This window comes from Halohasta litchfieldiae (genome assembly GCF_002788215.1).
In the GTDB taxonomy this organism is placed as follows: Archaea; Halobacteriota; Halobacteria; order Halobacteriales; family Haloferacaceae; genus Halohasta; species Halohasta litchfieldiae.
In genome coordinates this window covers 3,207,195-3,229,877 of record NZ_CP024845.1, presented here as the reverse complement: position 1 = coordinate 3,229,877, position 22,683 = coordinate 3,207,195, and the positions used below count along the sequence as shown (strand labels likewise).

The following is a 22,683-nucleotide window of genomic DNA, read 5'->3' as shown; positions in this document are numbered from 1 at the left end:
TTCTTTGTTTGAGTACTGTTCTCGGTGTTGATTTCTCCTGTTGATCGTTCAGTTGAGATAATTCTCGGACTACTAATATGGCTGGTCGACGATTGCTCCCGTATGTTCGGAACAAGTGGTGTGCGTGGTCCAGTCGGTGATACGGTGACTGCGGATCTCGCGCTGTCGATTGGACGCGCAGTTGCTACCGACGGTGCCCAGCGAGTCGTGATCGGTCGTGACGCCCGCGACAGCGGCCGGTTTCTGGCCGATGCGGTCGCGGCGGGACTTAGCGAGTGCGGTGCCGACGTGATCGATCTCGGTCGCGTGGCCACCCCAACGCTCGCCCGGAGTATCAGTCGACTCGATGCGGATGCAGGCGTCGTCATCACGGCCTCCCATAACCCGGCTCCCGATAACGGAATCAAACTGTGGACGCCGTCGGGCCAAGCTTTTGATACCGACCGCCGCCAGCGAATCACCGAGATCGTCGACCGGGAGGCCTCCGAGTTCGCCGCGTGGGACGAATCGGGCGGTCGACAGCGCGACGAGACAGCCACAGCCGCTCACAAGAACGCCCTCCTCGAAGCAGTCGACCACGAGTCCGTCGAGAATCTGGAGATTGTCGTCGACGTGGGCAACGGTGTCGGCGGGGTGACGGCAGCGGCACTCAGCGAGGCAGGCGCAGACGTGACGACGCTCAACGCCCAGCCGGATGGTTCGTTCCCCGGACGGCCAAGCGAACCGACTGCGGAGACGCTGACCGCCCTCTGTGCCCAAGTCGGCAACACCGACGCCGACCTCGGCGTGGCCCACGACGGCGACGCCGACCGCATGATGGCTGTCGACGAAACGGGCACATTCGTCCCGAAGGACGTGCTGTTGGCGCTGTTCGCCCAGCGAGCAGTCCAGGCGGCCGGTGGTGGCCGCGTCGCCGTCCCGGTCGACACGAGCCTCTGTGTCGACGATGCGATTACCGCCGCCGGTGGGGAGATCCAGCGAACCAAAGTCGGCGACGTCTTCGTCGCCGAGGCGGCCGCCGATCCCGAAGCTGTCTTCGGTGGCGAACCCTCCGGGGCGTGGATCTGGCCCGACGAAACGCTGTGTCCGGACGGGCCGCTGGCGGCCTGCAAGCTCGCGGCGCTGGTCGGCACACAGGGATCGCTTGCCGAGCAGGTCGGGCACATTGAGAACTACCCGCTGTTCCGAGAGAGCATCGCAGTCGACGACAAACAAGGCGTCATGGACCGCGTGGCCGAGGCTGTGCAGGCGGAGTTCGAACATGTCGACACGACCGATGGCGTCCGGATCGAGACCGACGACGGGTGGGTGCTCATTCGAGCCAGTGGGACCCAACCACTCGTTCGTGTGACCGCCGAAGCCAGAACCGAGTCGGCTGCCGAACGGCTCCGGACCGAGGCAGTCGACCGTGTGACTGCGGCGACGAGATCATCGTAACCCGAAACAACGAGCAGTGTGGCTGGAAGGCAGTTCTATAGAGAGAACGAACCGGCTACTCTGTCCCGTCTTGCTTACAATATTCCGTCCTCGGATTCGTTGCCAGTTTCGTTCTCGGTTTCATTCCCGGTTTCGTTTCCGGTTTCATTCCCGGTTTCGTTACCAGTCTCCATCCCGCCTTCGGTCTCGTTGTCGGTTTCGTTGTCAGTTTCAGTTTCGGTTTCGTTACCGGTCTCCATCCCGCCTCCAGTTTCGTTCTCAGCTTCTGTATCCTCTCCGCCGCCATCTTCTGCACACCCTGCGAGGAATCCAACAGTTGCGATACCACCGACGGCTTTCACGAGCGTTCGACGCTTCTGGTTAGGCATTGTGCGTCGGACCATTCATCGCCGAGCCCCTTGTTCGATTTCCGGATTCTCTCCGGTCTCGTTCCGTACTCGTTCCCTATTTGGTATCCAAAACGCTGCTATCCGTTTCGTATCTCTCCCGGTCGACTGAGGTCACGCCTCGTGTTGGTAGCTATTCGATTCTTGTGACCTGTCAACCCATGGCCATCAGCCTTAGCAACTCCCGTTGAGTGGTATGGATAATGGACGGTGTACTGTGGTACGTTCTGACCGGGACAAGTGGCGGGCAGAACCGACTCCGACTGCTCCGGGCGCTCAGGGATCGCCCCCGGAACGCCAACCGGCTCGCCAGCGACCTCGACCTCGACTACACGACGGTCCGCCACCACCTCTCGGTACTGGCCGAACACGATCTCATCACGAACACGGGCGACACCTACGGTGTTATTTATCAGATCACACCAGCGGTGGTCGACAACTGGGACGTAATCGAACGGATCGAACAGGAGTACACCGACACCCCAATTAGCTCTTAAAATCCTCCCAGCGGTCGCGATCCAGCACTTCGCCTGGTTCGGTCGTCATCCCCGCCCCGAGAACGACACCCGCATTCAGACTGGTGTTGATTCCCGTTTTGGCGTCGTCGCCTACGATCACACCAAGTTTTCGCCGACCGGTCGACACGCGGTCGCCTTTGACAGTAAGTTTGACCGGTTGGCCATCGTGTCGCAAATTCGCCACTTTCGTTCCCGCCCCGAAGTTGACCCGCTGGCCCAGCACGCTGTCGCCGACATACGAAAGATGGCCAACCGTCGCCCCTGCCATGAGAATACTGTTTTTCACTTCGACGCTGTGGCCGACTTTGCTGTCGGGGGCAAGATAGGTCGACCCCCGGATGTAGGCGTTGGGTCCTACCGTTGCCCCGCTGTCGACGTACACCGGTCCATCAATGCTCACGCCGGACCTGATCGTGGCCCCCTCCTCGACGACGACCGGCCCATTGAGGTCGGCGTTCTCGTGGATCTCGCCGTCGAGGCGGGTCGAAAGCGACTCTAAGAGCCATTCATTGGCCGCCAGCAGCTCCCACGGGCGGCCGACATCCAGCCAGCGGTCGAACGGCACGGCGGTCACCGACTCCCGGTTACAGACCGCCTCAAGCACGTCGGTCAGCTCTAACTCGCCGCGTTCGGACGTCTCGACGCTAAGCAGTTCCTCGGCGTCGGCCGGAAACACGTAGGCTCCGGTGTTGATCAGGTTCGACTCGGGGTTGGCTGGTTTCTCGACGACGCCAGTCACCCGACTGTCGTCGCCTTCGGCCAGCTGGAGCACGCCGTAGGCACTCGGGTTGTCGACGCGGTAGGAGCCGACCGCCGGGCCGTTGCTGTAGAGGGTATTCAGCGACGCCTGATCGTAGAGGGCATCGCCGTTGAGTACGACAAAGGGGTCGTTGGTAAGCAGCTCTGCGGCCGCGTTGACGGCGTCAGCAGTGCCGCGCTGTTGTTCTTGGACCGCGTATTCGAGGTCGACGCCACCGTGCTGACTCCCGAAATGGTCCCGGACGCGGTCGGATTCGTAGCCAACCACGACGATCAGTCGGTTAGCTCCGGCCTCGACTGCGCGGTCGAGGGTGTGTTCGAGCAGGGGTTTACCCGCCACCGGCAACATCGGTTTGGGTTGGGCGGCGGTCAGCGGACGCATGCGTGTCCCCTCACCGGCCGCAAGGACGACAGTTTGCATAGTATATGGTGTTGAAGGATCGTGAAATGGATTTGGTTGTGAGATTGTGTCACCGCCCGGTCGACGGGCTCTCCACCCGCTGGGGACGTCTACAGGATGATCCGTCACTGCACAAAGCCCGTCTCGAAGACATACCTGCTCAACGAGCGATTGGATGCTTTGTTAGGCGGCCAGTAGCTACGCGTAATGACTGCCGGTCGCCGCTCCCGGCCCTTGTTTCATCCTCGCAGACAGCCCGCTGGCGGCGCTCGAACGCAGTAGTCGACGGCTACCACCCGACTGAAGGACGAAGCGTTTTGGGTGCCCGCCGGGAGCAACAACGTATGCCCGAACTACAGAGCCACCACGTTGGACTCACCGTCAGCGATCTCGACCGCGCAGTCGACTTCTACCGTGACATCCTCGACTGCTCCGTTATCGCCGAATTCGAGGTCTCGGGCGAGGCGTTCGCAACCGGCGTCGACATCGAAGAGGCAAGCGCGCGGTTCGCCCATCTCGACGGCGGCTCGGTTCGAATCGAGTTGGTCGAATACGAGCCACCTGCCGAAGGGAGATCAGTTCCGCAACTCAACGACACCGGGGCGACACATCTCGGTCTCGAAGTCGAGAATCTGGATGTCTTTTATGAGCAGCTCCCGTCGACCGTCAAGACGCTGAGTTCGCCACAGACAACCGAGACCGGGACGCGAATCCTGTTTCTTCGAGACCCGGAGGACAACCTGATCGAGATTCTCGAACTCGACGCCTGAGGTAGTTACTGGCTACCGGTGGTGTCGGCGTCGAGACGCGTGACACCGGTGCCATCGAGCCGGTACTGCTCGCCGTCGACTGCGAGCGGCTCCTCGAATGCCTCGTCGACCGGATAGTAGTGGGCCGTATGGACCAGCCGCGTTGTCTCCGCATCGAGTTCGGCGGCCAGCGAGAGCGCACCCTCACGTGTCATGTGTTTGGTGCCGAACGTCCGCGGGACGCCGTCGTCATCGTGGTCTTTGCCTCCCAGCGGATGATGCTCACAGAGCGAGGCAGGGACGATCCCATCGGCCAGAAACAGATCGGGATTCCGGAGCCGGTCGCGGGACCGCTCTGGGATGTCGTAGCTCGTATCACCGGACAGCGAGAGTTTTGCATCCGTTTCGGGATCTTCGATCACCAGTCCATAACAGACGAGTGGCGGATGGTCGACCGGAACGAGTGTGAGATCGAGGCCACAGACCTCGACCGACTCGAAGGGTGTGACATCCTCGACGGTCACGGCATCGAGATAGTCGTACTTGTCCCTCACTGTGTCGGCGACCGACTCGCCGGTTGCGGGGTCAGTTTCGTTTGCGGCGTACACCGGAAGCGAGTCGAAAACCCGGTAGGCATTGCCTAACCCGTCGATATGATCGAAATGGATGTGGGTGATGATCGCTACATCCGGGAGGTCGACGTCCTCACGGAGAAACTGGTGGCGGAAATCCGGACTCAGGTCGATCAGTAACGACTCGCCGGTGCGTTCGTTTTCGACGTGTACTGAAAACCGGCTGCGCTCGATGCCACGTTCTGTGGCGGCCCGACAAGTGTCGCAGTCACAGCCGACTGTCGGTGTGCCCGTGGTGTCGCCCGTCCCCAACAGTGTGACCCGGATCGTCATCTCGGGGTGAGCTAATCCTGTGTCTTGGCGTCGACGGTCTGCTCGCCGCCGGAGTGCCCCGTGTTCGACTCGTCGTGGCTGTGGTCGTGATCGTCATGATCATGATCGTGGTCGTGACCACTGCCGCTGCCGGTAAGGTCCGCGCCATCGCCGTCGATCATGTCCATGTTTTTGAGGTTGTCCCGCTCCTCGAAGTCGGCGACTGCATTCATCAGATCTTCCTGTGTGATCTTCATCCGCTCTTCGGTGAGCGCTTCGAGAACGGCCTCCCGAAGCACCATCCGGAGGTCGCTGCCGGTCAGCCCCTCGGTTTTGCCGGCGACTTCGTAGGGATCGAAGTCGGCAATATCCATCTGCTTGGTGACGACTTCGAGGATATCGGCCCGCATTCCACGGTCGGGTTTGGGGAAGTTGACGATCTCGTCGAACCGCCGCCATGCGGCCGCATCCAGCTGGTCGGGGTGGTTGGTTGCGCCGATCAACAGCACCTCGTCGCGGATCAGTGAGATGTCGTCGATGGATTTTAGCAGGGTGTTGACCGCGCGCTTGAGCGCAGCGTGTTCGTCCGACCGCCGGGTTTTGGCGACCGAGTCGAACTCGTCGATAAAGAGAATACACGGCGAGAGCCGTTTGGCGACCTCGAACGTTTTTTCGACGTTTTTGGCCGTCTCGCCGAGATACTGGCTGGTGATCATCGAGAGTTTGACCTCGACGAACGGCAAGCCGAGTTCGTGGGCCAATGCCCGTGAAATCGTGGTTTTACCGGTTCCCGGCGGGCCGACGAACAGCAGTTTCCCAATCTCACGGAGGCCAATCGAGGCCAAATAATCCCGGTGTTCGATTGCCTTGACGATCTTCTGAATCTCGCCTTCTTGATCGGCGGTCAACACGAGGTCGTCCAACTGCATCTCGATCTCTTCGGGAGCCCGCACCTGCACGAGATCCAGCATCTCGGCGTCGTCCTCGGAGTCGAAGTATTGGGAGAGCAGCGCATCGATCCAGACCCGGTCGGCCTGAATCGGGCGGTTGTTCTCCCGGGCTTCCTCGTGGGTCACGTCGACCGAGGGCTCGTCTTCGACGGTCGACACAATAGTTGGGTTCGTCCGGAGCCGCTCGTCGTCGGCTCGCTCCAAATACCAGTCGACTGCCATCTCGGGCTGTGTCTGCGAGATTTCGTTGGAAAACTCCTCGCGTTGGGTAAACAGCAGATCCGAGACTGCCTCCCACGGTCGGTCGACGCCCGTCGCGGTGCGAGTCACCGACTCGGTTGCTCGTAGCGGCCGCTCGATGCGGCCGGGCGGCTGTGGCTCGGTTGATTTATCCCCCGCTTCGCTCTCGTCGGACGAACTGTTCTCGGTCCAAAACACTTGCCTGAACCGAGGTGGCAGATCGTTTTCGTCCAACGACCGGTCGTCGTTGTACAGATGGGTCGTCAGGACGAATTCGACCACGTCCAAGGCCGGGTCACTCATCCCACACAGATTGGAACTACGGTCGCTTAAGACCGTCGAAGCATACATCCCTGCTGTGACCAGTTACCACTCCACAATAGCCGAATTCGGTCCCTTTTCGACAGCCGTCGACCGTTCTCGTGCGCGGAGTGTCACTGACAGTATTGGATACGGAGTTCCGTAACGAGTGAAAAAGAAGTACGTTTAGTCAGTTTTTCTGTCCAAAACACGGTGGATGATGTATATAAGGCCATTATATTCCATAGTATATACGACAGCTGCCCACTAAGGGCACCAAAAATATTGTTAGCTAAACGATTAGCGTTTTACCGATGCAAACACACAGATGAACACGAGCAAAAGTGAAATCCACTATGTTTTCAGTGCCGATGTCACACATGCGGTCAAAACTACATCATGATCTTTCACGGGAGGTAGGTCGGTGAGCGATCCGGTACCGACCACCTGTATGCGGTGTGCGGTCGGCTGCGGGCACGTCACCCATGGCGTCGACCAGGGCTATGGGCTCGACACCGTTCGGGGCGATGCGGCCCATCCAGTCAGTCGCGGGCTCGCCTGTGGCCGGGGAATTAGCGAAACCGCCGATCCGGAGGGTGAGTGGCTGACTCGTCCGTTAGTCAGAAAAGACGGCGAACTCGTCCGGTCGACATGGGAGGATGCGCTCGACCGGGCGACAGATGCCATTGAGGAAGCCCGTGCCGTCGACTCTGACAATGTGGGGATCATGGGTAGCGGCCAACAGACAATCGAAGCCGCCTACGCGCTGGGCAAACTCGCCCGCGGCGGTCTCGGCACCCGCAACTACGACGCCAATACGACCCTCTGTATGGCGAGTGCAGTCACCGCCTACTACGATGCCTTTGGCAGTGACGCCCCGCCGCCGACCTACGACGACATCCCCGAGGCCGAAACCCACCTCGTCTGGGGAGCCAACCCCGCAGTCGCCCACCCCGTGATGTACCGGTGGATCAGGGAGTCTGCCGACGATGAGGACTCCGAACTGCTGGTCGTCGATCCCGTAATGAGTGAAACCGCCGAGAACGCCGATGGTCATATCGACACCGCGCCGGGCGGCGACCTCGCACTGGCCAACGCGATCCTCGCGCGAATGATCGAGACCGACCGCGTCGACGACGAGTTTGTTGAGGCCCACACCGAGGGGTTCGACGGCGTTAGGGACTCCCTACCACCGGCCGAGGAGTCAGCCGAGCGGGCAGGCGTCTCGATGGAGCAGGTCGACAAGCTGGCCGCAGCCTTCGAAAAGGATACCCTCATCTACTGGGGAATGGGGATCAATCAGAGCGTTCGCGGCACCGCGAGCGCGGGCGCGCTAATCGACCTCTGTCTGGCCTCCGGCAACATGGGGCCGGGCTGTGGGCCGTTCTCGCTGACGGGGCAGGCCAACTCGATGGGCACGCGGGTCTGTTCTTCCAAAGGCTCGTGGCCCGGTCACCGGGAGTACACCGATCCCGACGAACGACAGACGACCGCCGATGTGTGGAACGTCCTCGTTTCGCGGCTGCCCGATGACACAGGTCCCGGTCCAGTCGCAATGATCGACGACTGTCCCGACGTGTTGTGGACCGTGGCAACGAACCCAATCGTTGGCATGCCGGATACGAATCCCGTCCGTGAGCAACTGGAGGAGGCGTTCGTTATCGTTCAGGACTCATTTAAAAGCGAGACGATGGAGTACGCCGATGTCGTGTTGCCCGCGGCGACGTGGGGCGAGTCCGAGGGGACGACGATGAACATGGAGCGCACCGTTTCCCGCGTTCGGCGGGCCACGGAGATACCACCCGGCGTCAGGACGGATCTCAACATCATCTGTACGGTCGGCAACCGCGTGGCTCCGGACGTGATCACCGATCAGAATCCCGACCCGAGCGACGTGTTCGACGAATTCGCCGCCCTTACCGAGGGAACCAAGGCCGACTGCTCGGGGATCTCCTACGAGCGTCTGGAGGCCGAACACGCGGTTCGGTGGCCAGCGCCGGCACTCGACGAATCCGGTGGCTACCGCTACTTCGATCCTGACGCCGAGAGCCGCGACGAGGCGTGGTCCTTCAAGACCGAATCGGGTCGCGCGCGCTTCTCGACAGCCCCCGATCCCGGCCTCCCGGAGCCGCCGAGTGAGTCGTACCCACTCACCCTAACCACTGGCCGCGAGAAGGACGGTTACAACACGGGGATTCGCTCCCGAGAGGCGGTTGGCGACGACGTCGACCCAATCGTTGCGCGAATCAATCCGGAGACGCTCCCGTCTGCCACCGTCGACCCCATCAGGATCGAGACACCCCGTGGCTCGACTGTTGCCACCGTCGACCCCGACGAGGCGGTGCCCGAGGGGATGGTCTGGATCCCGATCCACCATCCGGCGGCCAACCGGCTTACGCATCCGGCGGTCGATCCAAAATCCGCGGAGCCGAACTTCAAACAGTGTGCCGCGCGGCTGGTCGCGGTCGACGAGGAGGTCAGTTCGACGAGTGGAACACGGGATGCGGAGACACCGCCGACCGCAGGGGCCGACTAATGAGAGTTATGTCATCCTTACTTGAACGACTGGGGGTGCCGGATACCGCTATACGGGACCGACCAAGCAAGATGGCTCCGCCGTGGCCTACAAATGAGTGAAGACTCACCCACACAACAACCAGCCGCCGACACCGGTCGTGCGGGAATCATCCTCGCAGGCGGTCGGTCGACCCGATTTCCGACCGTCGATAAGGCGTTGGCCCCGCTGAACGGACAATCGCTGCTTCATCATGTGGTTGGCGCTGTCGACCCCGCGGTCGACGAACTGATCGTCAACTGTCGGCGGGATCAACGCGAGGTGTTCGCCGAGGAGTTGTCGGCGTTCAGGGTCCGGTTTGTGGTTGACCAGATCCCCGACCGGGGGCCGCTTGTCGGCCTGCGAACCGCCCTCGCCGAAACCTCGTCGACCTACGCGGCGGTACTCCCCTGTGATATGCCGTCGGTTCCCGCGGCGTTCCTCGATTTCCTCTTTGCGCGGGCCCGAAACCGAACCGGCGCAGTCGCCCGTTTCGAGGGCCGCATCCAGCCGTTTCCGGCGGTGGTCCACGTTCGGGCTGCGGCCGCGGCCTGTCGAGAGGCCGAAGCCGCCGGCTCCGACCGAATCGAGGAGTTCGTCTCGGTACTCGATCCCCACACCGTCCCCGAACGAGTCGTCCGCGCCCACGTCGACCCCGAGGCGTTCCGCAACATCAACACTCACGACGACCTCGCCGCCGTTCGGGACGCGTAATTCGCCCGCGGCGTGAGGCGGTGGCCGACCACACGTCGGAAGCTTTAGTTCGCTGGTAACACCCCAACTCAGTATGAGCCTCCAGATTGCGGTCGCCGTTCCGTTCCGCCAGCAGGGAGCCCGGTCGCTGGGGGAAGGCGAGTTCGTCGTCGCGCTCTCCTTAGATCGGGAGTGGTTCTCGCCGGATCAGGCCAAACGGTTGGTCGACGTCGCTGTCGGTCGCGGACTCCTTTCGAACGAGGACGGCGACCTCACACCGGCGTTCGACGTCGACGCCGTCGAAATTCCGGAGGGATTTACGCCGGATACGGATATTTTGCGGGAACAGTCGACGTTCGAGCAACTGCTGGATCTGATGGTCACTAACGGACTCAGCAAACAGGCGGCGGTGGCCGAAACGAACGAAACCCAGCGACGCCTCGGGATTACCCTAGAGTCGGCGGCGGTCGTGGTGGCGCGGCGAAATGGGGTCGACTGCTCGGGCGTCGCCGAGACGGTGCGGGCGGAACTCGAAGGGACTTAAGTTGGCGGCAGTGTCAGTTTCGGCATGGTTGAGGACCGACTCCGAGATGGAACGCGCATCGCCCAACTGATCGCCTCCGAACTCACGGGCGACCACGGGCGACTCGCACAGGTCGTGGTCGTCGACGCCAATCCGGATGTCGAACCAACTGAAGACGGTGCTGTTGCCTATCGAGTCGCCCGTGTCTCGAACTCCGAGGCCGTTGAGATCGGCGAACAGGGGCAGACGACCGTCGACGAGAGCGTCGACGCCGACCGAACGATGCTGGCGACCGTGTTCGTCCACCCCGAGCGTGCCCGTATCGAGTTCTCCGCTGCGCCCGAGACTGCCGCCGAGGCGGCCAGCGATGCCGGGCTCGCGGTTCGACCGAAGGCCGTCGACCCGCCGCGAACGCTCGTCTTCGTCGAAGATGGTGCGGAGGCCAAACGTGTGATCTCGGTTTTTGAATCAGTTGTTGGCGACGCAGTCGAGAAGTCGACCGAAAGTTAGCAAAGAGTGGTCAGCAGTTCCGGCAGGTCGGTCGTGAGTCGGTCCCGTTCGATGTGGGCATCGGCCCGTGGATCACGGTCCGGCCCGCCGTCGAACAACACCTGAATCGCGTAGAGTCCGGAATCCGTTGCGCCCTCGATATCATCGAGGGGTGTGTCGCCGATGTAGACGGTTTCGCCGGGGGTCGTGCCGAGGCCCTCAAGCAGTGCGTCGAAGGCCACGGCGTCGGGTTTGCCAGCCGTGAGTTCGCCGGTGACAAGCGTCGTATCGAATAGCTCCTCCCAGCCGAGCTGTTCGATCTTCGACCGCTGGGCGAGTACTGGCCCGTTCGTGAGCAGGCCGACGCGGTAGCTCGACCGGAGGTTGGCGATGAACGGTTCGATCTCCGGGATCGGTTCGATGGCGTCGCTGATCGCCTCACGGTAGGCGGCTGCCATCGCCTCGGGCTCGACCGTGCTCCCACGTTCGACGAGTAGTTCAGCGAAGATCGGTGCGCGGCTCTCGGTGGTCAGATGGTTACGGTGGGCCGTGAGATACTCCTCACGGCTGATCTGTGGGCCGTCGACCGCCGCAATCGCCTCTGCGAGGATCGTTGCCCGGTCTTTCGTCGTCACCGCAAGGGTGTAATCGAGGTCGAATGCGACCCCCCGTATCGACATGGACGACCGTTTGGAGTCCAATGGTTTGAGACTGTCTGTTGGAGACGGTACCGTCCGACAACAAACCCAAGAGTAGCGACATCCTCCCTCTCGGTCAGTGCTTACAGCTACGGAAGCGAGCCGTCTTCGGCGTAGCAATTGAATCGCATCGTCGCAGTCGCCACCGACTCCCCGGACTCATTGATAAGTGAGGCCGTGTACGCGCCGTGAACCGGCGGTCGACCGAGCGGAAGCGCGTAGACCTCGCCGTCGTCCGCCCCGTAGATCGAGAACTGGTCGGTATTGAGGCTACTCATCTCCCGGTTGTCGTCGAGCGGGATCGAGCCGACCAACCGGTCGTCGCGGTCCCGAATCTCGACGAATCGGTAGTTGTCGCTCTCGGTTGCCTCCGGTGAGACGGCGATCCCGAGGGCGACCTGCGTGTCACCTCGTATCGGAACCAGCTGTCTGAGGTGTTGGGAACCGCTTCCTCTCCCCCGACTCGAACAGCGGGCGATGAGATCGTCGCTCCCGAGACAGCCCGCAAGGCCCACCGAACCAGCTGCGAGTCCGCCGAGAAACCGCCGTCTAGAGCGCATAGTATCTGATGGCTGACTGTCAACTCATATCTGTTGTGTGGGACGACAGTCGACTATTGGCTGATTTCTATCAGTCCGACCAATCAGTTTTTGACAGTGGCCCACGCGCCCCTACGTGTGACGCTCGATCCGATCCACGTCGAGGCCATCGCCCGACTCGCGGGGTCGGTCGCCGAGACGGCCGACGACAGCGAGCATGGAGCGTTCGCCACCACGGTCTGGGAGCAGTGGCTCGATCCACTCACCGACGGTCGTGGCCAGCAGGTGATCGAACCCATCGGCGACCAACGGCTCCAACACGTCGACATCGACACTGTTGCGCTCTCTGACCGCCCGTTTCCAACCGTTCATGGCATCGACTCGGGGACGATCAACCCGACGGCATTTAAAAATGGGCTCGTGTTGGATCTCGCCCACGCCGCGATGGGTGTCGAACCTTCGGATGTCGATGCCCACCGCACTCGGACCATCGTCGCGACTGCCCACACCAACGACACGACGCAGGTCACCGACGGCCAGTGGGTCGACTACGACGAGGGCCACAGCGAGTACCGACTGATCAGGGCCCCACAGGTCAACAAGTACGCCGAGGCGGTCGTCCACGCGCTGTCGCTGTATTTCGCCGAGGGCCACCACGCGCTTGAACACGCCGACAAAGTAGAGGACCTCCTGATTTTGGATGGGCCACTGTATCCCAAGGAAATCCTGACGTGGCGTGATCGGACCCCCGAACTCGAAGAGTTGACCTACGAAGCCCGGCCCAAACGTGTCTTGGAGCACTATATCCGACTGGTCGAGACGTTCGTCGACCGTGGTGTGCCGATTGCGGGATTCGTCAAAAACCCCTCGGCCCGCGTGATTACAAGCACGATTGCCAACAAGCAGACCGGGTTTGAGGCCCCGTGGCCGGACGACACCGCCTTCTTTACGCGGCTGCTCGAACGCCACCACCGAGACGCGGATGGCTCCGGGCCAACCGAGAGCCGCCGGACCGACGACCTCACCTTCTCCTCGTGGTTCGTCTCCCGTGGCGGTCCCGACGGAACGATGGCCGCCGCGGGTGACGCGCTGGGCGTCGACCGTCGACTCGATCCCGAACTGTACGAAGTCACCTTCTGTATCATCTACGACCCGCGGCACGACATCTGCTACAAACTCGAAGCGCCGTACGCGGTGACCCGAGATGACGAGGTGCGTCGACAGCTTACCACACAAATTTTGTCGGAAGTAGCCGCTGAGCGTGGGCCGCCGCGGGCGGTCGCCAAGGCCGACGAACTCGCCCGGATCAGTACTGCCGAAAAGACATCGCTCCGCCGGAAGTTTGAGGCCCAGTTCGACAGCGAGTCACTGCGAACCTACGATTCGGTTCGGTGGGCCGGTGAGGATCTGTAAGCCCGCAATCAGGGCGAGAGTTTGACGTAGGTCGAATCGAGATAGTCGCCGATTCGGTCGACGATGCCCGGATCATCCGTCCAAAAGCCGTAAAACTGGTTGGGTGACTGTTCGGTTGCCAGTAGCGCTGTTTTGTAGCGATCATCGCCGTTGCCGTCGAAAATGACGAACCATGACTGTTCGATTTCGGCGGCAGCGATGGCATGATGCGTCAGGCCAGCGATGTCGACTGCTGGCCCGTCGGGCACCGCAAAGGTGTGGATATCGATTGCCCGCTCGGCGAGTCGACCGTAGCGCTTGCCCTGATTGTTGAGCTTCGTCGGCAGTTGAAAGCCCGCATACAGTCGCCCGCCGTCGACTCGGAGTGCTCGGTCTTCGATCTCGTGAGAGATCGCGATCATCCGGGATTTGTCGTAGGAGGTAAATGTCGTCTCCTTGAGATGCTGAAGGATCTCGTGGTAGTCGGTGTCGTCGATGCCGACTCCTGTCTCGCGGAGCGCACCCCCTGCCAGTAGCTCTTGGAGCTGTTCGACCGGCACCGCCGACAACACCTCCTCGCCCAGTTTGAGAACGACGACACCCTCCGGCTCGCCCGAATCGGTTCGCTGGCTGGTCACCCTGACGTTCTGTGTGGTAAAATAGTCCCCGAGATCGGAAACGAGCGTGCTCGTGGCTGGCGGATTGAACACGACGAGCGTCTTCTCGTTTCCTTTGACATACTTGATAATCTCTGACAGGGACATGTATGGTAACTCTACTTCACCCAGCTAAATAAAAATTTCTCGGACCTCATAATATCCTTAAATAGTTTGGTGGACCTTAATGAATTCTTACACCTAATATTTATTGCCTCTCAGCGGGATCTAGCACGTATGAAGCGTTTTCTCAACCGACTGCTGGTCACAGAGCCCGAGCCGGAGACGACTGAACGCATCGACGAGGAACGCGTCTCCGATTCGGTTGAGTGGCGGGACATATCCATCGAGACCAACGGGCCGACTGGCTGGGCATCGGATCCCGATCCCGAGGAGCGAGAACCCTCCCAAACCGAGACCCCCTTCGGGACGTTGGATGTCGACTACCTGATGAAGACCGTTCTCGACGGGGTTGCGGTGCCGACGCTGGTAGTCGACTGCTCGGGCGAGATCGTCTCCATCAACAGCGCTGCCTGTGAGCGCTTCGGGACGACCGAAGCCGACGCCATCGGGACCACACCCGCGGCAGTCCACGGCGGTCAGCGACTGCTCGGGCAGGTACTTCTGACGGGCGAGGAGATCACCGACCGCCGAGACACTGTCATCGTCGACGGGACCGGACGGACCATCCGCCGGACGATCAACCTCTTGAAAAATGAACGTGGCGAGATCGTTGGGGCAGTCGAGACGATTCAAGCGTGGCCAACCGCTACCGATACCGAACAGACAGTCTCGTAGTCGACCGCTCAGGCCGGATCGGTTGGGACGACTTCGATCTCGACGGCCGACCGGTCGACGCCGATCCGGGCGAACTGTGTTTTGACGTGGTCTTCGGCAGCCGTCAGTGCCTGCTGTTTGGTTTCGAAGCCGCGAGGCATCGGTGACTCGAAGGCGACACGGATCTCTTCGCCATCGATCTCCAACGGAGAACCGCCGCTTTCGACCTCGTAAAACGAGTCACAGACCCAGACGTAGGGGGCGTCCTCCTCCGGTGCACCCTTATAAGATGGCGACTGTTCGCCACGCTCGAAGACAGTCCCCGTGAGCGCCGTTCCGCCGCCGTGGCCCCGGACGAGTAGCATACGTCGATGTAGGGTTCCGAGACACAAAAGGTAGTACGGTCAGGGACGGTCGGGCTGCCGAACGGGATCCGGCAGGTGGTCGAGCAGCGCCTCGACGACCAGCGCTGGCTCCTCGTGGAGAATCCAGTGGGTCGCCTCGTCGACCAACTGCAGCTGGCCGTCCTCGCAGTAGTCGAGGCTGTCGTGGGCCATCGAGGTCTCCAAGAACTCGTCGTCGGTCCCCCAGAGAATCAGGGTTGGCGTCGACACCGCCTCGCTGCTGGGCTGGGGACGGTAGCGAGCAATCGCCCGATACCAGTTGACCATTGCGGTGTATGCCCCCGGTTCGGCCCACGCCGTTCGGTAGCGATCCAGATCGGTCGACGTGAACGTCCCGGCGCGGCTGGTCGACTCCAGCGAGCGTCTCGGGAGCCACCAATTACCAAGTTCCGAGACCACCTCCGGAACAAGGGGAAGCTGAAACAGGAGGATATACCAGCTTTTCAGTCGCTGCGACCAGCTTTCACGGAGTTTCTGCTCGAAAACGGTCGGATGAGGAACGTTGACTATACAGAGGCGGTCGAGTCGGTCGGGGTACGCCATGCCGAGCCACCAGGCGACCGCGGCTCCCCAGTCGTGGCCCGCGACGCTGGCCGTCTCACGGTCGCAGGCGTCGATGAGACCGACGATGTCGGCGGCCAGTTCGTCGAGATGGTAGCTGTCGACGCCCGCGGGCTTGTCGCTCAGATTGTAGCCGCGCTGGTCGGGGACGACCACCCGGTAGCCGGCGTTCGCCAGCGGGCCGAGCTGTCTGTGCCAGCCGTACCAACACTCGGGAAAGCCGTGCAGCAAGATGACAAGCGGGCCGTCTTCGGGACCCGCCTGCACTGTATGTAGCTGGACTCCATTTGTTTCGAGCCAAACCGACTCGGCGTCGACCGACGAGCACACTGACCCATTAAGCGAGGTAGTCATTGTCGACACGTATTGGGACAAAAGCCTAAGAGCTGTGGCAGGGAGAACTCAGAGCGAAAACAGCGATTCGGCGTCGAGTTTCTGCTTCTCGTAGAACCCGCGGCCTTTGAGCCGGGGGACGGGATGTCTGTGGAGCGTTTCGTTCTCCAGATCGTAGAGCAGCGGAAAGACGCTCGTCCGCCGGTCGGCCACGGTATACTCCTCTGTCGCAAACTGAATAAGCTCCTCGCTGGGTTCCGAGACGGCAAAGACGACATAGCCGAAGAGGTTCTCCATCGTGCTGGGTTCCGACGGCGTCATCTCGGACAACTGTCTCCGGAACGCCTCTGAGGTCTCCGTGAGAATCTCCTCATCGGTCCCCTCGCTATCGATGACAGTCACGAAAACCTCCGTGACGCCGATTGTCGGATCTTCGGTTTGTTTGTGCCACACTGGTTCGAACTCGCCGGTCGACTCGTCGCTGATCGGCTCGTAGTCCGCATCGAGGACCGCTGTCTCAATGCGATTTCGGTATGTCTGAGCGTCCATGTACCGAACACAGACGTATATTGTATATGTTATTCGGTGTTCATCCTGTGGCCACAGTATCACAACACCCTCCGATCCCAAGCACATTTTTCCATGGTGACCTTAGAACCGGCATGGAACACGATCCAGCTACCACCGCAGTTGTCGTTGTCGACATGCAGAAGGGTTTTTGTCACCCCGATGGCTCGCTGTACGCCCCCGGCAGCGAGGCGGCCATTGAGCCCGTCGTCGATCTGGTCGACTGGGCCCACGACGCTAAGATGGACGTGATCTACACGCGGGACGTCCACCCGCCCGACCAGTTCGACGGGGCTCACTACTACGACGAGTTTGACCGCTGGGGCGAACACGTCCTCGAAGGTAGTTGGGAGGCCGAACTCGTCGACGAACTCCCGGCCGACGAGGCCGACCATATCGTCGTCAAACACACCTACGACGCCTTTTATCAAACCGAACTCGAAGGTTGGCTCCGCGCCCACAACATCGACACTCTCCTGCTGTGTGGGACGCTCGCAAACGTCTGTGTGTTCCACACCGCCGGGAGTGCGGGACTCCGTGACTTCAAACCCGTACTCGTCGAGGATGCGCTCGGCTTCATCGAGGAAGACCATCGCGAGTACGCGGTCGACCACTCGGAGTTCCTCTACGGCGAAGCGACCACGCGCGAGGAACTCGGTATCGCGTAGTTCGACCGAACGATTAACCGCCTGCCGTGCGGTCTCCCCTGTATGGCTCCCGGCGATCTCAAACCAGTCGACGACCACCCCGATCTCTACTACCTCGACACCGGCATGTACGACGTCGAGGGCTACGGCTCGGTCTACATTTTCGACACCGACCAGCCCGCCCTCGTCGACACCGGTATCGGAACCAACCGAGAGTACATTTTCGCCGCGCTCGACCAACTCGACATCGATAGCCTCGCATACATCCTCCCGACCCACGCCCACCTCGACCACGCTGGCGGCGCGGGTTTTCTCGCTGAACGATACCCTGAAGCCGAGGTGCTGATCCACGAGCGAGCTGTTCGACACCTCGTCGACCCCGACCGACTTATAAGTGGAACCAAATCAGCAGTCGGCGAGATGTGGACCTACTACACCGAACCGAAGCCAGTCCCCGAAGATCGGATTCGGGGTTTAACAGACGGCGAGACGGTCGACCTCGGTAGCCTCACCCTAACGGCCCACGAGGCCCCTGGCCACGCCCCCCATCAGCACGTGTTTGAGACCGACACGGGTGTCGTTTTTACTGCAGATGCGGCTGGACTGTACGTCCCCGACCACGACGAGATTCGCGTCACCTCACCACCGTCACAGTTCGACGTCCACCAGTGTCTCGACGACGTGTCGATGATTCAGTCGCTCGATCCCGAACTCCTGTGTTTCGGCCACTTCGGTCCCAGAGCCTATAATGAGCAACTGTTGGACGGCTACAAGCGGTCACTGGTCGAGTGGGTCGAGGCGATTCGCCAGCGCCGAGAGAGCCTCAGCGACGATGATGCCGTCATCCGGCATTTCGTCGACCACACCGAACTCACCGAGATCTGGGGCACTGAAAAGGGTCGTGAGGAGACCAAACTCAACGTTCGGGGCGTGCTGAGCTTCCTCGACCGTCAGGACTGATCGAGAGTTCTTATACAGCCCGCCGCAGTTTTTCACGTATGAACCGTCGACAGGCCGAAGCTGCCTTCGACCACCCGTCGCTGGGATCTGCGACGATCCCGGAGCTGTTCGTCTCGACCGCAGCTCGTCATCCCTCGGCAGCCGCCCACGCTTATAAAGGCGGAGTCTACGACCGGTCGCTGGTCGACGTCGGTGCGATTCCTGAAGCACCGAATGACGCCTACGCCGATCTCACCTACAGTGAACTCGAAACGGTCGTCAAGCATCTCGCCGCCGGGTTCCACGATCTGGGTCTCGAACCAGACGACCGGCTGTCGATTGTCTCCCACACGCGCATGGAATGGACGCAGGTCGACCTCGCCACGCTGGCCGCAGGCGGCGTCGTCACGACCGCCTACCCCTCGGCCACCGACGACCGACTCGAATATCTCCTCACCGATCCGGAGCCGACCGGAATCGTCGTCGAAAACAGCGAGCTACTGGGCCGGGTGCTCGCACTCGAACCCGCGGTCGACGCCGAGTTCATTGTCGTTATGGACTCCCTACCCGACGGTAGCGGGATGGCGGGGGCGGTTCGGGACCGTGGCGATATTTTGACGTTAGGTACTGTCTACGAGCGCGGAGCGACTGTTTTCGAGAGCGACTCGTGGGAGTCGTGGCTTTCGGCTCGCACATCAGCGAATCTGGCAAGCATCATCTACACCTCGGGGACGACCGGCCAGCCGAAGGGCGTCCGGCTTACTCATGGGAACTTCTGTGCCAACGTCGACGGCGTCTTCCGCCGCTTCGGCCCTCGTTCGGACCGCTCCGGCGCGGTGCCTCATCTCGATCACACCAGTCGACACCTCTCGGTGCTGCCGTTGGCCCACGTCTTCGAGCGACTCGTCGGGGGGTATCTGATGATCGCCGCCGGAGCCACAGTTGCCTACGCCGAGTCCCCCGAGACGCTCGGAGACGATTTTCGAGCCGTTGCGCCGACCTGTAGTACTGCCGTCCCACGACTCTACGAACGACTGTTCGAGAAGTTCGAAGCCGAGGCCAGCGGTTCGGTGGTTAGCGAGCGACTATTTAACTGGGCCGTCGACGTTGCGAAGCGATTCCATCTTGCCGACGATCCGGGTCGACGCCTACGCGTGGCCCACGCGGTTGCGGATCGGCTCGTCTATTCGGGGATTCGAGAGGCCCTTGGCGACGAATTGGAGCTGTTCATCAGTGGCGGCGACAGCCTCTCGGCGGATCTCTGTGCAACGTTTCACGGGATGGGGATCCCAATTTTCGAGGGGTACGGACTGACTGAAACCGCCCCAGTCGTCAGTGTGAATCCACCGGAGGCTCCGGAAGTGGGTACCATTGGCCCGCCACTATTGGATGTCGAAACACGGATCGATACGACAGTCGACATCGACGGAACCGCCGGTGGGTCCCGTTCAGGGTCGGTCGACGAAGGGGCGACAGTCGGTGAACTGCTGGTTCGGGGTCCAAATGTGACCGATGGCTACTGGAACCGGCCCGACGGGACCGCCAAGGCGTTCGTCTCGCCGGACAGTTCCGAATCGGCGTCGGTCGACGAGACAGTTGAGTCGACCGAGACAGCCACCGACCGTTGGTTCCGCACTGGCGATCTGGTCGAGCAACTGCCGAGCGAGTATCTGGTGTTTCGTGGTCGACGGAAACAACTACTCGTGCTGTCGACTGGCAAAAACGTCGTCCCCGGGCCTATCGAGGACACGATCTCCGAAAGTCCGCTGATCGAGCAGTGTCTACTTATCGGTGATGGTCGACCAGTCGTTGGCGCACTCATCGTTCCGAACGTCGAGGCCATCCGCTGGTGGGCCAACCGCGAGGGTGTCGATCTCCCGACTGAATCAGCCCAACTCGTTGCGGACAAGACGGTACACGCCCATATTGAGACCGAAATCGAGGCGGCGACACGAGGGTTTCAGCCGCACGAACGGGTCGACTCGTTCGATCTCGTTGTCGACCCCTTCACCGTCGACAACGGATTGCTCACGCCGACACTTAAAAAGAAACGCCGGACGATCACCGACCGATACGCCGACCGGATCGACCAACTGTATCTGGATCGGGAGTAGCCGAACCGACTTCCGGGCGGCGCGCAGAGTCGACGTATGCCCAGCTATGATCTGTCTCATCCCATCGAGTCCGATATGTGCGTGTATCCGGACACCCCACCGGTTCGGGTCGAACCCACCGCGACCGTCGAATCGGATGGCTACCGAACCACGTCGATTGTAATGGATTCGCATGCTGGGACACACGTTGACGCACCGGCCCACATGCTCGAAGACGGTACGACAATCGACCAACTTCCAGTCGAAACGTTCCAATTTGAGACTCGGCTGGTTGACTGTCGACCACTCGATCCGCGGGCTGCAATCGACGGTGCGACGATCACAGCGGCACTGGGTGATGGAGGAATTGAGGAAGCAGTCGACCTGCTTGTCATCCAGACTGGCTGGGACGACCACTGGGGAACCGATCAGTATTTCGACCATCCGTATCTCACCGCCGAAGCCGCCGAATGGCTCGCAAAGCGTGGTCTCCATCTGGGGATCGACGCCCTCAATGTCGACCCGACACCGACCGACAACGCGACGCCGGACGAACCGGTGGGGTATCCGGTCCACCACGCTCTTTTCAGTAGTGACCGGCTACTGGTCGAAAATCTCCGGGGACTCGGTCGACTCCCCTCGCGGTTCGAACTCCACGCCTACCCGGTGCCGATCCGTGACGGTGATGCCGCACCGGTTCGGGCGGTGGCGGTGGTGACCGATACGGACTGACCAACGGTGGCAGTAACCACACAAGATATGCTCTCAGCGGTTGTCCGCACCGCGGTCGACGACGATTGCCACGCCGCCCTCGCTTCCCGGTATGGCCCGGAGACGGTCGTCGGTATAACTGCCCTCGCCAGTGGCTATCTTTTGATTGTGCGGTTGCTTGCAGCACTCGATGTCGACACCGAGACACCGTTTGTCGGCTGGCGGCTCGAAACGAAGAGTAACGCAGACCGTGATCTGTTAGCCGTCGACTACCGAGAGAACTCGATTGCCGCACCTTGGCCGAAGCCGACACAGAGTGTCGCCAGTCCGCGGTCGACATCCCGTCTGTTCATCTCGTGTATGAGTGTCACTGGGAGCCGTGCGCCGGAGGCCCCCAGTGGGTGGCCCAACGCAATTGCGCCGCCGTTGACGTTGAACCGGTCGTCTGGAATGCCGAGTTCGCGCTGGCAGTAGCAGGTTTGGCTCGCAAACGCCTCGTTGAGTTCCACGAGGTCGTAGTCGTCTATTGAGCGCCCGGCCCGCTCCAGCAACTGTCGGGTGGCCGGAACCGGGCCGATACCCATGACTGTGGGGTCGACACCCGCGACGCTGTTGGTCCCGATTTTCGCAAGAATATCGAGCCCATGGTTCTCGGCGAACGCCTGGCTCGTCACGAGCACTCCGGCTGCGCCGTCGGCGATCTGGGAGGCGTTACCAGCCGTGACTGAGCCCTCGCCGGTGAACGCCGGATCGAGGTCGGACAGTGCCTCACGGCTGGTATCGCGGCGAATCCCCTCGTCTTCGGTGACGGTTTCGGCTCCCGTGTCGACCGGCACAATCTCGTCGTCGAACCGCCCCGAATCGGTCGCCTCGGCGGCCCGCCGTTGGCTACGGAGTGCGTACTTGTCCTGTGTTTCGCGGGAGATGTCGTACTCACTGGCGACGGTTTCGGCTGTCATCCCCATCTGAAGCTGAAAAACGTTGTACTGCTCAGCGAGATCTGGGTGGAGATGCTGGTAGGCTTCGGTGTCCATCGGCACCCGCGACATGTTTTCGACACCGCCGGCGATAATGCAGTCGCGGTTGCCTGCGGCGATTGCGTCGCCCGCAGAGATGATCGCCTGCATCGAGGAGGCACACCAGCGGTTGATCGTCGCTGCCGGAACCCCCTCGCCGAGTTCTGAGAGGAGTGCAATCACGCGGGCGATGTTGTTGTCCTGTTCGGTTCGCTGCTGGGCACAGCCCCACAGCAGGTCGTCGACCGATTCGCTGTCTATCCCCGTTTCGGCGAGAATGTGATCAATGACGGCTGTCGACAGATCCTCACTCCGAACGTCGGCAAACGCGCCGTCGGCGGTTCCTTGGGGGGTTCGGTAGGCCGCCGCGATGACTGGCGTTGGCATACGCTCACAGAGCGTATCTATTCATATAAAAGACCGCGAGCCAGTGTGAGCGAGTCAGCAGCGGGCCTCGACCGTCTCGGA

24 protein-coding genes are annotated in these 22,683 nt (G+C 61.4%); 13 read left to right on the top strand and 11 right to left on the bottom strand.

What is annotated here, in order from left to right:
- Positions 1–102 precede the first annotated feature (102 nt).
- On the top strand, positions 103–1,437 hold the full coding sequence (gene glmM / locus HALTADL_RS16435) for a phosphoglucosamine mutase (protein WP_089673605.1): 1,335 nt from the start codon (positions 103–105) through the stop codon (positions 1,435–1,437).
- A 74-nt stretch (positions 1,438–1,511) separates the two neighbouring features.
- Here glmM and HALTADL_RS16430 read toward each other — a convergent pair whose 3' ends face one another.
- The gene (locus tag HALTADL_RS16430; protein ID WP_109561568.1) at positions 1,512–1,805 is read right to left on the bottom strand and encodes a hypothetical protein; all 294 of its coding nucleotides are present in this window, start codon (positions 1,803–1,805) and stop codon (positions 1,512–1,514) included.
- A gap of 221 nt (positions 1,806–2,026) precedes the next feature.
- Here HALTADL_RS16430 and HALTADL_RS16425 point away from each other — a divergent pair, with 221 nt between their 5' ends.
- Complete coding sequence (locus HALTADL_RS16425) at positions 2,027–2,320, top strand: winged helix-turn-helix domain-containing protein (RefSeq protein ID WP_089673606.1); 294 nt, start codon at positions 2,027–2,029, stop codon at positions 2,318–2,320.
- Here HALTADL_RS16425 and glmU read toward each other — a convergent pair.
- Positions 2,310–3,521, bottom strand: coding sequence for a bifunctional sugar-1-phosphate nucleotidylyltransferase/acetyltransferase (gene glmU / locus HALTADL_RS16420; protein ID WP_089673607.1), 1,212 nt, complete (start codon positions 3,519–3,521; stop codon positions 2,310–2,312). The two genes, HALTADL_RS16425 and glmU, sit on opposite strands and share 11 nt — an antisense overlap.
- A gap of 323 nt (positions 3,522–3,844) precedes the next feature.
- Here glmU and HALTADL_RS16415 point away from each other — a divergent pair, with 323 nt between their 5' ends.
- Positions 3,845–4,270 carry a VOC family protein gene (locus tag HALTADL_RS16415; RefSeq protein WP_089673608.1) on the top strand — a complete coding sequence of 142 codons (426 nt, stop codon included), beginning with the start codon at positions 3,845–3,847 and terminating at the stop codon, positions 4,268–4,270.
- A gap of 5 nt (positions 4,271–4,275) precedes the next feature.
- On the opposite strand, the gene HALTADL_RS16410 is transcribed toward HALTADL_RS16415, so the two are convergent.
- Positions 4,276–5,148 (bottom strand): MBL fold metallo-hydrolase, encoded by an 873-nt coding sequence (locus tag HALTADL_RS16410; RefSeq protein WP_089673627.1) that lies wholly within the window; start codon positions 5,146–5,148, stop codon positions 4,276–4,278.
- 17 nt (positions 5,149–5,165) lie between these two features.
- Positions 5,166–6,626 (bottom strand): ATP-binding protein, encoded by a 1,461-nt coding sequence (locus HALTADL_RS16405; RefSeq protein ID WP_089673609.1) that lies wholly within the window; start codon positions 6,624–6,626, stop codon positions 5,166–5,168.
- A gap of 421 nt (positions 6,627–7,047) precedes the next feature.
- Between HALTADL_RS16405 and nasA the strand changes: the two genes are divergently transcribed.
- The 4 genes from nasA to HALTADL_RS16385 all read left to right on the top strand — a co-directional run bounded on the left by nasA (position 7,048) and on the right by HALTADL_RS16385 (position 10,903).
- Positions 7,048–9,159 (top strand): assimilatory nitrate reductase NasA, encoded by a 2,112-nt coding sequence (gene nasA, locus HALTADL_RS16400; protein WP_265472935.1) that lies wholly within the window; start codon positions 7,048–7,050, stop codon positions 9,157–9,159.
- Between the two features lie 93 nt (positions 9,160–9,252).
- Positions 9,253–9,891 (top strand): molybdenum cofactor guanylyltransferase, encoded by a 639-nt coding sequence (gene mobA, locus HALTADL_RS16395; RefSeq protein WP_089673611.1) that lies wholly within the window; start codon positions 9,253–9,255, stop codon positions 9,889–9,891.
- A gap of 73 nt (positions 9,892–9,964) precedes the next feature.
- Positions 9,965–10,414, top strand: coding sequence for a DUF2240 family protein (locus HALTADL_RS16390; RefSeq protein WP_089673612.1), 450 nt, complete (start codon positions 9,965–9,967; stop codon positions 10,412–10,414).
- A gap of 24 nt (positions 10,415–10,438) precedes the next feature.
- Positions 10,439–10,903, top strand: a complete 465-nt coding sequence (locus HALTADL_RS16385; RefSeq protein ID WP_089673613.1) for a hypothetical protein — start codon at positions 10,439–10,441, stop codon at positions 10,901–10,903.
- On the opposite strand, the gene HALTADL_RS16380 is transcribed toward HALTADL_RS16385, so the two are convergent.
- Both HALTADL_RS16380 and HALTADL_RS16375 read right to left on the bottom strand, forming a co-directional pair.
- A complete protein-coding gene (locus HALTADL_RS16380; RefSeq protein WP_089673614.1) occupies positions 10,900–11,562 on the bottom strand; it encodes an HAD family hydrolase in 663 nt (220 codons plus the stop codon). The genes HALTADL_RS16385 and HALTADL_RS16380 overlap by 4 nt on opposite strands.
- A gap of 107 nt (positions 11,563–11,669) precedes the next feature.
- Complete coding sequence (locus tag HALTADL_RS16375) at positions 11,670–12,140, bottom strand: hypothetical protein (RefSeq protein ID WP_089673615.1); 471 nt, start codon at positions 12,138–12,140, stop codon at positions 11,670–11,672.
- Positions 12,141–12,257: 117 nt separating this feature from the next.
- On the opposite strand from HALTADL_RS16375, the gene HALTADL_RS16370 reads away from it, so the two are divergent.
- On the top strand, positions 12,258–13,532 hold the full coding sequence (locus tag HALTADL_RS16370; protein WP_089673616.1) for a DNA double-strand break repair nuclease NurA: 1,275 nt from the start codon (positions 12,258–12,260) through the stop codon (positions 13,530–13,532).
- Between the two features lie 8 nt (positions 13,533–13,540).
- Here the strand turns inward: HALTADL_RS16370 and HALTADL_RS16365 are convergent, their stop codons facing one another.
- Positions 13,541–14,275, bottom strand: a complete 735-nt coding sequence (locus HALTADL_RS16365) for a DICT sensory domain-containing protein (RefSeq protein WP_089673617.1) — start codon at positions 14,273–14,275, stop codon at positions 13,541–13,543.
- 129 nt (positions 14,276–14,404) lie between these two features.
- Between HALTADL_RS16365 and HALTADL_RS16360 the strand changes: the two genes are divergently transcribed.
- The gene (locus HALTADL_RS16360) at positions 14,405–14,965 is read left to right on the top strand and encodes a PAS domain-containing protein (RefSeq protein WP_089673618.1); all 561 of its coding nucleotides are present in this window, start codon (positions 14,405–14,407) and stop codon (positions 14,963–14,965) included.
- 8 nt (positions 14,966–14,973) lie between these two features.
- Here the strand turns inward: HALTADL_RS16360 and HALTADL_RS16355 are convergent, their stop codons facing one another.
- From HALTADL_RS16355 to HALTADL_RS16345, 3 genes are read right to left on the bottom strand one after another with little or no spacing between them, the layout of a single operon-like run.
- Complete coding sequence (locus HALTADL_RS16355; RefSeq protein ID WP_089673619.1) at positions 14,974–15,309, bottom strand: DUF7113 family protein; 336 nt, start codon at positions 15,307–15,309, stop codon at positions 14,974–14,976.
- A 39-nt stretch (positions 15,310–15,348) separates the two neighbouring features.
- Positions 15,349–16,263 (bottom strand): alpha/beta fold hydrolase, encoded by a 915-nt coding sequence (locus tag HALTADL_RS16350; protein WP_089673620.1) that lies wholly within the window; start codon positions 16,261–16,263, stop codon positions 15,349–15,351.
- 48 nt (positions 16,264–16,311) lie between these two features.
- Positions 16,312–16,791 (bottom strand): hypothetical protein, encoded by a 480-nt coding sequence (locus tag HALTADL_RS16345; protein WP_089673621.1) that lies wholly within the window; start codon positions 16,789–16,791, stop codon positions 16,312–16,314.
- 113 nt (positions 16,792–16,904) lie between these two features.
- Here HALTADL_RS16345 and HALTADL_RS16340 point away from each other — a divergent pair, with 113 nt between their 5' ends.
- The 4 genes from HALTADL_RS16340 to HALTADL_RS16325 are packed head-to-tail and all read left to right on the top strand — an operon-like array spanning position 16,905 to position 21,220.
- Positions 16,905–17,477: a cysteine hydrolase family protein gene (locus HALTADL_RS16340; protein ID WP_089673622.1), complete on the top strand. Its 573-nt coding sequence runs from the start codon at positions 16,905–16,907 to the stop codon at positions 17,475–17,477.
- 42 nt (positions 17,478–17,519) lie between these two features.
- The gene (locus tag HALTADL_RS16335) at positions 17,520–18,416 is read left to right on the top strand and encodes an MBL fold metallo-hydrolase (protein ID WP_089673623.1); all 897 of its coding nucleotides are present in this window, start codon (positions 17,520–17,522) and stop codon (positions 18,414–18,416) included.
- A 38-nt stretch (positions 18,417–18,454) separates the two neighbouring features.
- Positions 18,455–20,509 carry an AMP-dependent synthetase/ligase gene (locus HALTADL_RS16330; protein WP_089673624.1) on the top strand — a complete coding sequence of 685 codons (2,055 nt, stop codon included), beginning with the start codon at positions 18,455–18,457 and terminating at the stop codon, positions 20,507–20,509.
- Between the two features lie 36 nt (positions 20,510–20,545).
- Positions 20,546–21,220 carry a cyclase family protein gene (locus tag HALTADL_RS16325; protein WP_089673625.1) on the top strand — a complete coding sequence of 225 codons (675 nt, stop codon included), beginning with the start codon at positions 20,546–20,548 and terminating at the stop codon, positions 21,218–21,220.
- A gap of 248 nt (positions 21,221–21,468) precedes the next feature.
- Here the strand turns inward: HALTADL_RS16325 and HALTADL_RS16320 are convergent, their stop codons facing one another.
- The gene (locus tag HALTADL_RS16320; RefSeq protein WP_089673626.1) at positions 21,469–22,602 is read right to left on the bottom strand and encodes a thiolase family protein; all 1,134 of its coding nucleotides are present in this window, start codon (positions 22,600–22,602) and stop codon (positions 21,469–21,471) included.
- Between the last annotated feature and the right edge of the window lie 81 nt (positions 22,603–22,683).